The 12,225-nt window shown below is 37.5% G+C and carries 15 protein-coding genes; all 15 read right to left on the bottom strand.

Translation table 11 applies throughout. The features are described 5' to 3' along the window. On the bottom strand, positions 1 to 293 hold a 293-nt coding region (locus tag CCAND38_RS04870; RefSeq protein ID WP_042344116.1), incomplete at its 3' end, for an FtsW/RodA/SpoVE family cell cycle protein. Between the two features lie 10 nt (positions 294 to 303). After that, positions 304 to 1,638, bottom strand: a complete 1,335-nt coding sequence (gene murD, locus CCAND38_RS04865; protein ID WP_042344115.1) for a UDP-N-acetylmuramoyl-L-alanine--D-glutamate ligase — start codon at positions 1,636 to 1,638, stop codon at positions 304 to 306. 54 nt (positions 1,639 to 1,692) lie between these two features. Continuing rightward, positions 1,693 to 2,238: a hypothetical protein gene (locus CCAND38_RS04860; protein WP_231549999.1), complete on the bottom strand. Its 546-nt coding sequence runs from the start codon at positions 2,236 to 2,238 to the stop codon at positions 1,693 to 1,695. Between the two features lie 32 nt (positions 2,239 to 2,270). Beyond that, complete coding sequence (locus tag CCAND38_RS04855; RefSeq protein WP_042344114.1) at positions 2,271 to 3,284, bottom strand: Fic family protein; 1,014 nt, start codon at positions 3,282 to 3,284, stop codon at positions 2,271 to 2,273. Between the two features lie 54 nt (positions 3,285 to 3,338). Then, entirely contained in the window at positions 3,339 to 4,553 is a 1,215-nt protein-coding gene (gene mraY / locus CCAND38_RS04850; RefSeq protein ID WP_042344113.1) for a phospho-N-acetylmuramoyl-pentapeptide-transferase, read from the bottom strand. Between the two features lie 108 nt (positions 4,554 to 4,661). Further along, the gene (locus CCAND38_RS04845) at positions 4,662 to 5,210 is read right to left on the bottom strand and encodes a transposase (protein ID WP_042344111.1); all 549 of its coding nucleotides are present in this window, start codon (positions 5,208 to 5,210) and stop codon (positions 4,662 to 4,664) included. Between the two features lie 41 nt (positions 5,211 to 5,251). Further along, on the bottom strand, positions 5,252 to 5,797 hold the full coding sequence (locus CCAND38_RS04840) for a GNAT family N-acetyltransferase (protein ID WP_042344110.1): 546 nt from the start codon (positions 5,795 to 5,797) through the stop codon (positions 5,252 to 5,254). A gap of 21 nt (positions 5,798 to 5,818) precedes the next feature. Beyond that, positions 5,819 to 6,544, bottom strand: coding sequence for a CPBP family intramembrane glutamic endopeptidase (locus tag CCAND38_RS04835; RefSeq protein WP_042344109.1), 726 nt, complete (start codon positions 6,542 to 6,544; stop codon positions 5,819 to 5,821). 89 nt (positions 6,545 to 6,633) lie between these two features. Beyond that, positions 6,634 to 8,085, bottom strand: coding sequence for a UDP-N-acetylmuramoyl-L-alanyl-D-glutamate--2,6-diaminopimelate ligase (locus tag CCAND38_RS04830; RefSeq protein WP_042344108.1), 1,452 nt, complete (start codon positions 8,083 to 8,085; stop codon positions 6,634 to 6,636). A gap of 44 nt (positions 8,086 to 8,129) precedes the next feature. Then, a complete protein-coding gene (locus CCAND38_RS04825) occupies positions 8,130 to 8,759 on the bottom strand; it encodes a class I SAM-dependent methyltransferase (RefSeq protein WP_042344123.1) in 630 nt (209 codons plus the stop codon). Between the two features lie 75 nt (positions 8,760 to 8,834). Beyond that, the gene (locus CCAND38_RS04820) at positions 8,835 to 9,380 is read right to left on the bottom strand and encodes a DUF1697 domain-containing protein (RefSeq protein WP_042344122.1); all 546 of its coding nucleotides are present in this window, start codon (positions 9,378 to 9,380) and stop codon (positions 8,835 to 8,837) included. A gap of 102 nt (positions 9,381 to 9,482) precedes the next feature. After that, positions 9,483 to 10,298 carry a DNA alkylation repair protein gene (locus CCAND38_RS04815; protein ID WP_042344107.1) on the bottom strand — a complete coding sequence of 272 codons (816 nt, stop codon included), beginning with the start codon at positions 10,296 to 10,298 and terminating at the stop codon, positions 9,483 to 9,485. A gap of 138 nt (positions 10,299 to 10,436) precedes the next feature. Continuing rightward, positions 10,437 to 10,883 carry a GyrI-like domain-containing protein gene (locus tag CCAND38_RS04810; protein ID WP_042344106.1) on the bottom strand — a complete coding sequence of 149 codons (447 nt, stop codon included), beginning with the start codon at positions 10,881 to 10,883 and terminating at the stop codon, positions 10,437 to 10,439. Positions 10,884 to 10,901: 18 nt separating this feature from the next. Continuing rightward, positions 10,902 to 11,474, bottom strand: coding sequence for a hypothetical protein (locus CCAND38_RS04805; protein ID WP_052458129.1), 573 nt, complete (start codon positions 11,472 to 11,474; stop codon positions 10,902 to 10,904). A gap of 34 nt (positions 11,475 to 11,508) precedes the next feature. Continuing rightward, positions 11,509 to 12,126 carry a transposase gene (locus tag CCAND38_RS04800; protein ID WP_042344121.1) on the bottom strand — a complete coding sequence of 206 codons (618 nt, stop codon included), beginning with the start codon at positions 12,124 to 12,126 and terminating at the stop codon, positions 11,509 to 11,511. Positions 12,127 to 12,225 lie beyond the last annotated feature (99 nt).

The raw sequence follows: 12,225 nt of genomic DNA, 5'->3' as shown, positions 1-12,225 counted from the left end.
GTTCCTTTCACAGCCGCAAAAACCAAAAATATGGCTGCCAAGACAATTCCAATTTTAGAAATAGGTCGTGAAAATCGATAAGGAACCTTGTGTACCAAATAGATGATCACGAATCCAACTCCCATCAAAAATCCGTGTTTTATGAAATGTCCAAAAGTTGTTCCTTTGCCCACAACATAAACCAAATTAGTACTGGCACTATAGACCGCCAAGAAAGATAGTAATGTGAATACCAATATGATAGCCCATACAACCTTATCTCCTTTAATGTTTTGTGCTATCCACTTTTGCATTTGAATTTATTTATAGTTTTTCTACTTCTTTTCTAAACGTATTTCCGCGGTCTTGATAGTTCTCAAATAGGTCAAAACTTGCACAAGCGGGAGCTAATAACACTGTATCTCCTACAGTGGCAAATCTACGAGCGTATTTTACGGCTTCCTCCATACTTTTTGTTTCCACTATGTTGGGAATAATGTTGCCAAAAGATTGTAAAATGGCATTATTGTCAATTCCTAAGCATACAATGGCCTTTACTTTCTCGTGAACGTAAGGCAATAAAGGAGAATAATCATTCCCTTTGTCCACACCACCTACAATCCACACTACGGGCGTTTTCATTGTGTCCAAAGCAAAGAAAACGGAGTTTACATTGGTTGCTTTTGAATCGTTTATATAGGTGATTCCTTCCACTGTTTTAACAAATTCCAGACGATGTGGCTCACCAATAAAACCTTTTAGGCTTTCGCGAATTTTTTCTTTACGAACTTTTAAAAGATGTGAGGCAACGGAACTTGCCATTGAGTTTTTCACGTTATGTTTTCCTTTAATTGCAATTTCTTCTGTATTCATCTCTACTATATGATTATTAATCGTAATTATTATTGTATTTTTGTGATTATAAGAACCCTGTTTAATTTCTTTTTCCAATGAAAAAGGCAATTTTTTTGCTTTAATGGGATTTTTTTCAAGCCATTGCTCTATCACTGGATCATCAGCATCGTAAATGAAATAATCATCTTCGGTCTGATTTTCAGTAATTCTGAATTTCGATGCGATGTAATTCTCCATTTTGTAATCATACCTATCCAGATGGTCGGGGGTGATGTTCAGTAAAATGGCAATGTGCGGCTTAAAACTCGTAATTCCGTCCAGTTGAAAACTGCTGATTTCCAGAACATAATATTCTTTATCATCTTCTGCTACCATTTGAGCAAAACTTTTCCCAATATTTCCTGCTACGCCCACATTCAGTCCGCTTTCTTTCAGAATATGATACGTTAGGCTGGTTGTGGTGGTCTTTCCGTTGCTACCTGTGATGGCAATAATCTTCCCTTTGGTATAGCGATAGGCAAATTCAATTTCGGAAATAATTTCGATATGTTTTTCCTTTGCTTTTTTGATGATTTCTACCGTATCAGGAATTCCTGGACTCTTTATGATACAATCTGCTGAGAGGATTTCGCTTTCGGTATGCTTATTTTCTTCCCAACGAATGGTATGTTGATTGAGTACCTCAGCATATTTGGTCGCTACCTTTCCTTTGTCGGACAGAAACACATCCCAATGCTTCTTTTTACCAAGAATTGCAGCCCCAACACCGCTTTCGCCTCCTCCTAAAATTACTAATTTTTTCATTTTTTGTATTTTGAACTATAAATCGATGTCATTTTTCATACATTGATTGTTAAGTTAGTTATCAAAGTCTTCGTCTTCTTCCATATCTTCCTGAAAACGATTATTAAACTCATTATTTCCCTTCATATTTTGCTGAGAATAGTTGTTTAAAACATTTTCATAGTTAATTAAAAGAGAATCTATCTTCTTTTTGGTTTCAATTGAGGTATTTCCTTCCTTTAATTTCATAAGTTCTTGCTGAGCATTTTTAGTAAACTGCGTGATTGCGAGTATTTCCAATGCTCCTAACTCTCCTGTGGTGATGTTTTCTTGCAGAAGAGAAATTCTTTCGGCAATATTTTGATATTCAACTACCTTTAAAGTTACATTTTCAATACTTTCCAGATGCTTAACGTTCAGTAACTCGTTGGTGATGGCTTCCAAATTGACATTTTTCAAAACTTCGTCTTTAATTTGGTTTGTACTTTTAGAAATTTCTGTCTCAATGCGTTCAGAGCTTTCCGATATTTCGTTACTGATGTTATTTACTAATTGATTGACGTTCTCACACGAGGCAAAAATGTTTGCACAAAGTATGATAAATAGTATTTTTTGTTTCATTTTTTCTTTTATGTTAAAATAATTAATCGTTTTTACTTTAATTTCCAAATACCTGTTTTGTCACTCCCCACGCGATAGATAACTCCTTTTTCTTTAAATGCTTGGATACGTCTTTTCGCTGTACTAATACTTATTTTTAAAATTTCACTTATTTGCTTGATAGTAATATTTGGCTGCTTTTGAATGAGCAACAATAGAGGGTCATTTACAGGTTCATTTTGTGTGTTTACAGATTCAAAGTGAACGTGTATTTCTCGATTTCTAAGCATATGATTTTCTCCTAAAAGTAAATTCGATAGAAATCGGATTAAAAAAACATCGGTTTTATGTATTCCTTGTGACAAGTCTTCATAATTAGCTCTAACAAGAGCATTACGAAAAAACCACGAATGACGAGCGAACATATCATTATTTATTTGTTTAAATCCTAATTTTCGAAGGTATTTTATAAGAAAAACAGCCGTAGTTCGCGTATTTCCTTCTCCAAAAATGTGTATTTGCCACAGATAAGAAATGAAATGTGCGATATGCTCAACAATCTGTTGTTTGTTTAACCCTTTGTAGCTAAATATTTTTTCCTGAGCAAAGTCATAATCCAAAGTTTGTTTTAAATTTTCGGCACTTGCATAAATCACCGTTTCTCCATTTAACACCCATTCGGCTTTGGTAATGTTGTAGGTACGGATTTTCCCCGCGTGTGGATAAATCCCTTCAAACAATCGACGGTGAATACTGATATATTCTATGGGCGAGAATGAAAAAGTATTTTCGCCTAATATTTCGGCAATGCGAACAGAAACTTTATCAGCTTCTTCTGTGCGATTTTCTTCATTTTTAGAGTTTTGCTGCTGATAGTAGTTGTTTATTTGTTGCTTCGCTTCTTCGATAGATATATTTCCTTCAATATTCTGCTTTGCTGTTTGTATCAGATAGTCCGATGGTTTTATGCCATCAACCTCTTGTAAACCAATAGCAGTATTCCAAGCGTTTGCTTTTTCGCGCTTATTGGGTTCTCCTTGTTGCAGATACTCCTCGAAAATATCCATTTTGCTCTGAATTTTATTATTGATTGTCTGTTTGATTTTCTTTCTGAACTTCGATTACCTAATTTTTAAGGTCACGAAGGACATTATTGCCAGAATGATGCCCACAATTAGGAATCGCATCACAATTTTACTTTCGTGGTAGCCCTTTTTTTGATAATGATGATGCAAAGGCGACATCAGAAAGATGCGTTTGCCCTCGCCATACTTCTTTTTTGTGTATTTGAAGTAAGAAACTTGCATCATTACCGATAGATTTTCAATCAGGAAGATACCACACAGCAATGGAATGAGCAATTCCTTACGAACTGAAATAGCAATCACAGCAATTACGCCCCCAATGGTCAGGCTGCCTGTATCGCCCATAAAAACTTGAGCCGGATAGGTGTTATACCACAAAAATCCGATGAGAGCCCCAGCAAATGCAGCGATGAAGATGGTCATTTCTCCTACATTGGGGATATACATTATGTTGAGGTACTGCGAAAAAATGATATTCCCAGATACCCAAGCGAAAATTCCGAGTGTTAGTACAATGATTGCGGAACTTCCTGCTGCCAGTCCGTCAATTCCGTCGGTGAGGTTAGCTCCGTTGGAGACTGCCGTCACAATTAAAATAACTATTGGAATAAAAACCACCCAAACCCAGTCTTTACTTCCTTCACCTGCCCACGAAATCAGGTCGGCATAGTCAAATTCGTTGTTTTTCATAAACGGAATAGTGGTTTTGGTAGATTTTATTTCTTCTTGCTGAATTTGAACTTCGGTTACTGTACTTGCTTTTGTGCTTTCATTCTTCACGGTTACATTAGGGTTGAAATAAAGCATCGCCCCGACAAAAAGTCCGAGACCTATTTGTCCCAAAACTTTGAATTTGCCCTTAAGTCCGTCTTTGTTTTTTCTAAAAACCTTGATATAATCGTCCGCAAACCCGATGATTCCCATCCAAATCATTGAAACTACAAGTAAAATGATGTACACATTTGCCAGATCAGCAAATAGAAGTACCGGTACGAGCGTTGCCAAGATGATAATCACGCCTCCCATTGTAGGTGTTCCTGCTTTTTCGTTTTGTCCTTGCAGACCTAAATCACGAATGGTTTCTCCCACCTGAAGTGCGTACAGCCTACGGATAATTTTCTTACCGAAGATGGTCGCAATTAAAAGTGAGAGAATCGCCGCAACCCCCGCACGGAACGAAAGGTATTGAAACAATCCTGCTCCCGCCAAATTGTATTCTTTTTCTAAGTAATCAAATAGATAATATAACATTTTTAAATTGTTTTTGTTGTTGTAGGGGCGTAATGCTTACGCCCTTATGATTATTTTTTTATTAAAATTATTTGTTTGGACGTACGCAAACGCCTCTACATTGTTTTATTAATAAAAACAATCCTCTTCCCATTTTGCGGGATTGTTTTCGATATATTCGTGAATTTTAAAATACGATTCCTCATTTCGGATAATGTGTTCGTAATAATTCCGTTGCCAAACAGAAAATCCTATTTTTTTCGACACCGCCGATTTGTAACCGCGAACAATTGCACCTAATGTTTGCGATGGTGACCGTAGGGGCGTATTGCATACGCCTTTTTCATTATCATTGGGTGTATGCAATGTTATATCATTGGGCGTATGCAATACGCCCCTACATTGGTGGGTGATTTCTATAATGGTGTGAAAATGATTTGGCATTACCACAAATGAATGTAATACCACATTTTTGCGAATTGTTTCCGTATTTATCCATTCATTATAGGCAATTTTTCCTATTTCATTCAATTGCATTTTACCATCTACAATTTCACCAAAATAATGTTCTCTGTTTTGACAACAAATCGTAATGAAATATAACCCTTCACGACTGTAATCATATCCTTTCAGACGAATCGAACGCCTCTTGTGTATGTCGGAGTTGTATTTTTTCATCGTTGATTTGTTTTTTTCGTAGGGGCGTAAGCATTACGCCCCTAGGGTATTAAAAATTCCTCTTTCAGTTTGCTGTAAATTTCCAAATTTCTGAAAACGCTTTCCGAAACGCGTTCGCCTTGCCGTTCGATGCCCTCAAAGGTAAATCCCAATCGCTTTGGAATGTTTTTGCTTGGCAAATTCTCGACAGCACAACGGATTTGTACGCGGTTCATTCCCAAATCTTTAAAGGCAAATTCACACATTCGCTTAGTGGCTTGGGTTGCAATGCCTTGTTTTTGGTATATTTCTGAAATCCAATAACCGATTTCAGTTTTCTGATTGAGTTTGTCTGTTTTGATAAAACTGATAAGCCCGACAAATTCGCCCTCTTTTCGGATGCAAAAGATGTATTCTTTGGTCTGTTCCATCGTTTCCAAAGCTGATTTTATAAAATTTTCTTCATCAGCAACATTTTTTATAAAAGAAACGAACGGAAGCCACTCGCCCAAATATTTTCTTTGTGTATCTATTGTATTGAAAATGATTTCAGCATCAGATAATTGTACCAATTCGAGATATAATTTTTCGTTTATGATTAGTTTCATATTTTGTTTCTAATGAATGGATTATTTAATCATTGTAGCTAATGTCCCGAAAAAATTACTGAAATTATGGGACAAAATCGCTAACAATATACTTCGACTTTTTAGGGTTATCCACCCCCAAAGGTATCCTGCAAAAGTGGTTTGTATAAAATAAATAGGTTCAAAATCAATCGCATAGTTTTTATCAAGAGTCAAACCGTGCATAAATCCGAATAGAATCGCCGTTAGTAAAACGCTTGGATTTCCTACAAAAGTTGTTTTTTCTTTCAATGAAGAAGCCAAAAGTCCGAGTAGAATTCCGCGAAACATTATCTCTTCATCAACGCCCGGCAAGGATATTTGAAAAGCCAATGTTTCCATATTAAATTCGGATTTACCTAATAAAAACCAAACCACAGTTGATAATAATACCAATCCTACCGCTACAATGAGAGTTGGTTTTAAGTTTTCTCTATTTTGTTTTAAAGTGAAAAAATCATTTTCGTGAAAATATCTTCTAAAAATGAAATAACAGCTTATTCCACAAATGACTCCCAATGCTTTTCCTTCCCAATTCCAACGACTTTCTATTACATCGAACACTGCATTGATGCTCGGAAGCACGAGAAATAACTGATATGCCACATAGCAACCTACAAAAATCAATAATCGTATGAAACTGATTTTGCTTTTTTCTTTCAGAAATAAAATTGCAAAAGGAAGCAACAGAACGACCTGCAAAAAAGATTCAGCTAAAATTTTTATCATTTTTGATTTGTATTTTGTTGTCGTAGGGGCAAAAAATTTTTTGCCCCTACTTATATCGTTTTTTTTATTAGGCAAATGGTCATTCGCCCCTACACGTTCAATATTTTCTTCACTTCCTCCATATCATCAAAATGGGTGCGTTCACCTTTGATTTCTTGATAGGTTTCGTGTCCTTTGCCTGCAATGAGGATAATATCCCCTGATTGAGCAAACTGACAAGCGGTTTTTATTGCCTGACGGCGGTCGGTTATGGTAACAAACTTTTTGTAATGCTCTGCTGATACACCTGCTTCCATTTCGTCCAAAATCGTTTGTGGGTCTTCGTCTCGCGGATTGTCCGATGTGAAAATCACTCGGGTACTTTCTTTGGTCGAAATATCTGCCATTACAGGGCGTTTGCTTTTGTCGCGATTACCTCCACAACCTACCACTGTGATGAGTTGTTCGTTTTTGGTGCGTATGTTATTGATGGTGTCCAATACATTTTGCAAGGCGTCGGGTGTGTGGGCGTAATCCACAATCGCCGTGATTTTGTCTTTCGAAACAAAATACTGAAAGCGTCCGCCTACCGACTGCAAAGTACTCAAAGCCGTGAGGTTTTCCATTTTTTCAACTCCGAGCAAATCCGCAACAGCATAGACTGCCAATAAATTATAAGCATTAAACTGCCCGATGAGGTTTGTCCAAACTTCCTGTCCGTCTATTTTCAGTACCAAGCCCGAAAACTGATTTTCCAAAATCTGCAAACGATAATCCGCCATTGTTTTCAAAGCGTACGATTTCTTTTGAGCTTTGGTGTTTTGGAGCATTACACTTCCGTTTTTGTCATCAACATTTGTCAGGGCAAAAGCCGTTTTGGGCAATTGGTCGAAAAACTTCTTTTTAGCATCACGGTAATTGGCAAAGGTTTGGTGATAGTCCAAATGGTCGTGTGTGAGGTTCGTAAACACGCCCCCTGCAAATTGTAACCCTTCGATGCGTCGTTGCTCCACGCCGTGCGAACTTACTTCCATAAAGCAATACTGACAACCTGCATCGACCATCATTTTCAGATATTTGTTCAATGTAAGAATGTCGGGTGTGGTGTTTTTGGTGTCGTACTTCTGCTCATCTACATAAATTGCGATGGTAGAAATCAGTCCCACTTTGTAGCCTACTTTTCTAAACAACTGATACAGCAAACTCGTGGTAGTAGTTTTTCCGTTTGTGCCTGTTATCCCCACTAACTTGAGTTTTTCCGACGGATTTCCATAAAAATTACTCGTCATCGTTGCCAAAGTAGAAGTAGTATCTTTTACCTTTATGTAAACGATTTCCGAAATAGTTTCTTGCGGAATCTCCTCACAAACGATGACTTTTGCTCCCTTTTCGATGGCTTTACTAATGAATTGATGTCCGTCTGATGCCGTACCTTTTATAGCAACGAATACATCGCCTTGCTTAACTAACCGCGAGTCTTGCACCAAATCGCCTACTTCGGTATTGATTTCCCCCGAAAGGGAGATGATTTCTATGTTTTGTAATATGTCTTTTAGGTTCATATTTTTGTTTTTAATGCGTGAGATTCTTTCATAATTGATATTCCCTATTTCTTTCTTCCCACAAATCGAATCAGAGCTCCTTTTCCGTTATGAAGTAACCCTTCGTTCAACTCTATTTCAAGTTCTTCGAGATAGAGAAACTCAAAATCTGAAAAATCGGCTTTAATTTCTTCGATGGAAAATAGCAAAGCTTCATCGGCAGGACCACCTACTTTAGGGTTTTGCTCTCGGTACGCCAAATGTTTTTTGGAAAAAGCCTCGAAAATCACAAGTCCATTGGCTGGTAAGAGCTTTGCAAGTTGTTTATGATAATCAGATTTTATTTTTGCGGGAAAATGGGCGTAAATCAGTGCCACCACATCAAAATTTTGGTTAGAAAAATCCAAATTAGGCAGTTCGCCTATTCTATAATCAATGTTTACCCCTACTTCGTCCGCCAATTGAAGTGCCTTTTTTCGCCCTTCCTCGCTGATGTCAAAAGCCGTAACCTTCCACCCTTTTTGGGCAGCATATACCGCATTTCTGCCTTCACCTTCGGCAGCAAAGAGAATGTTTTGAGCAGGAAGCTGATCCAACTGTTCCTTCAAAAATACATTAGGCAATTTGCCATACACATATTCTTTGTTTTGGAAATTATGATTCCACTTATCTATCCAATTTTGGTTGTTGTTCATCATCTTTTATTTTTAAATTTTAGAAATGGATATTCTTTTACAGAACGGATATATTCAATCCCACAATATTACGAATTAATATTCCATTTCCTCCGCCAACGCCACCAACTTCGTTAATGTATTGAAATTGCGTGTGGTGGCGATGATGTTAAGTTTCTTTTCTAAAAAATTGTTACTGAGTTTACTACGGCTGGCATTAGTTGGTAGATACATATACAATGCTTTTTCGGTAAAGTCAAATTTTTCCTCGCCAAAATCCTGCTTTTTGAGTTCGTTTGCCAGTGCTTGTGGTAGTTCATCGTTAAATAGGGTAAAGAAAACACGTTTGCTGTCGTGGTTTTCGGTAAATGGATTTTCGCTTAAAACTTGTGCAATTTCATCAGCGGTTTTTACAATCACAGGAAGTTCTGCTCCAATGTTTTCCTTAATGAGTTCGTGTACCTTCCTGCTCACCCCTGCAGGGGAAAGCTCCGTTTGTAAGACCACATTTCCACTCTGAATATAAGTTTTTACATTCACAAAACCGCCTTTTCCCAAAATTTCTTTCAGAAAAGCCATACTCGGAATTTTGTTTTTCCCTGTGGGCATCACACCACGCAAAAGGACGATATAGGTGTTCATATTTTTGGTTTTTACCATTTACTATTTCACTGTTGGGGCAAAATATTTTTTGCCCTTACATTATCGAGCGTACGCAATACGCTCTTACAATATTTTACCTTTCTATTTTGAAAGTGTTCTTAAAGCTTTTTTAACAATATATTGCGTTGATTTTGTAGGGCTTTCTTTTTCCCAACGCTTGCACAACTCCTGCACAAAGTCGGGGCGAGATTTACTTGCATCATTGAGCCAATTGCCTACGCTATCTTGCACATATTTAGCCGAATCCGATTTTAATTTCTCCAAAATAGGCAATGCTAATTCAGGTGAATTTTTCAAGGTCTCGATATGCGAACACCACACCCCACGCGGACGCAAAGCTTCCGAAGAAAAACGACGGATATTTTCGTCTTCATTTTCCGCCCAAACCGATAGAAAATCAATTGAAAATGCCAAATTTTCGCTCAATTCAGGTCTAAGTGCCATCCAAACCACTTCACGCACCCCAAAATGCTTGTCTGCCACCAACGGCTGTAACAAGCCGAGCTTTTTTTCAAGCGAAAAATCGGTATTCAGAGCCATAAAATAAGTGGCATAACAACGCACCGAATCAGACAAATGTGTGGCTAATTTTTCAAAAATGGCTAAATAATCTGTTGATTTTGCGTATTTTTCGTAAAGAAACGCTCCAATCAACTTGATGGTATTCATCGTTGATGGCTTTTTTTGATTTTCTATGAGCTCTTGAATTTCAGAAATATTCGCATTTGAAATCCCTATTTTGGGGAACACTGTAGCCACCAAAGCCGTATGATTGACGGCAAGCCACTCGGTCAAATTAACGCTTTCTATTGTACCTTCGTTCAATAATTTTAGTACTTGTTCTGGAATGTTTTCAAGTTTGGTTGCCCCTTTACGGTTTTGTATTTCGTGCGTCATATTATTTCCTTTTAAAAATTAAACGATATATCCCATACGATGAGACAGTTTTCACACATTTTCCTCCTCAAAATTTACACAGCTCTTTTTGCTATAAAGCATCTAATGAGTGCGATGTGGGGTTTATTTTTTTGTTGTTTACTTTACGCTTATAAAAACCTCCACTTCGGACTCATCGCCGTTTTGGGATTTTTCGCCATACACTTCAAAATCGTAGTGGTAAGCACGATTCAGCACTTCATCTTGCTCCCAAATCGTTTTCCAAGTCTGCATAACGGCATTGGGCATTTCTCCTTTGGCAATGAACTTCTGAAACTTTGTAGCAGGAAATTCTCTCCCGATCAGTCCGTTTGGAATTTCATCTAACGAGCTGACTTTCTTTCCAATAATGGCGGTATAAGCTCCTTGATAATCACTTTCATAATCAGTATATATCGCGATAATTTCCTCCGAAATGGTATTCGGGATTTTTGAAATGGTGTCGCTCATAAATTGCCCCCAAAGTTTGCCCAAATCTGTTGCGGCTTGTCCGTTGGCATTGGTCGTGCGTACCGCTATCCCGATGATTTTAAATCCGTTTGTCATAATATTTGTTTTTAAGTTTTAAATTTTCTTTCTTCTCACCAAAACCATAATTCCCAATCCGAAAAACGCTAACAGATACAGCACCACAAAAAGGTTTTTCAGTAAACTGAAAAAAGGCAATACGGATAAAACAGCATCCGAAAGTGACGGAAAGCGGTAAAGCGATATGCCGATGCCGATATTTTCCAAGTAGTCAAACACTGCCGCTACAATGGGTAAAAAGACCACCCATCTTCCCCTTTTAAAGTTCAATTTATCAATGAAATGCTTTAATATCCGTCTGTAAGTAAAGGCATACAACAGCGGATACAGCATATCCACAGGTAATTGCTTGTACAGATAGTAATGTCTGCCCTCGCTTCCCAAATATTCCAAAAGACGCACCACATATTCGCTATCGTAAAAGGGAAGGACATCAATAATATCCAGTCCGTTGGCAAGGCGGTTCAGTGTGGGGATGGTGATAAAAACCATCAGTAAGTACACCGACATTGTGATGATAAAATATAGCCAGAGTTTCGTTGGGGCAAAATATTTTTTGCCCTTACATTGAGGGGTAAAAAATGTTTTACCCTTACTTTTATGGTTCATAAGTTTTAGATAAATGTTGATTTGCTCTACGGGGTTATTTGTGAAAACAATCTTCTGTCCATTTTGCAGGATTATTTTCGATGTATTCGTGAATTCTGAAATACGATGCCTCATTTCGGATAATATGTTCGTAATAATTGCGTTGCCAAATTTGATGGATATTTGTATTGGAACGCACCCATTTGGTTACACCAATTTTAAAACCACGCACGATGGAACCAATGGTGTTTGATGTCCCCCGTAGGGGCGAAATATCTTTCGCCTTATTATCATCGGGCAAATGTTGATTTGTTGGGGCGAAATATTTTTCGCCCTTATTATAGGGCAAATGGTAATTTGCCATTTCATTATCGGGCAAATGTTGATTTGCCCCTACGGGGGTTACAATTTCTATTATGCCGTGAATGTGATTGGGCATCACCACAAATGTATGCAACAAAACATTTTTAAAATGATTGGGAATGTCTCTCCAACATTTTTGGGCAATTTCTCCTATTTCGTTTAATTGCATTTCCTCATTGATGATTTCCCCAAAATAATGTGCTCTGTTTTGGCAACAAATCGTGATGAAATACAACCCTTCACGGCTGTAATCATATCCTTTCAGACGAATAGAACGCCTTTTGTGTTTATCGGGATTGTATTTTTTCATAATCAATCTATTGTTGGGGCGAAACATTTTTCGCCTTTATTATAGGGCAAATATTGATTTGCCCCTACAATATTACGAAACCTATATTGGAAAACCCTT

It is taken from the genome of Capnocytophaga canis, from assembly GCF_000827555.1.
Lineage (GTDB): Bacteria > Bacteroidota > Bacteroidia > Flavobacteriales > Flavobacteriaceae > Capnocytophaga > Capnocytophaga canis.
Note: the sequence above shows the minus strand (reverse complement) of the source record. Positions and strands in the feature narration are given on the sequence as shown.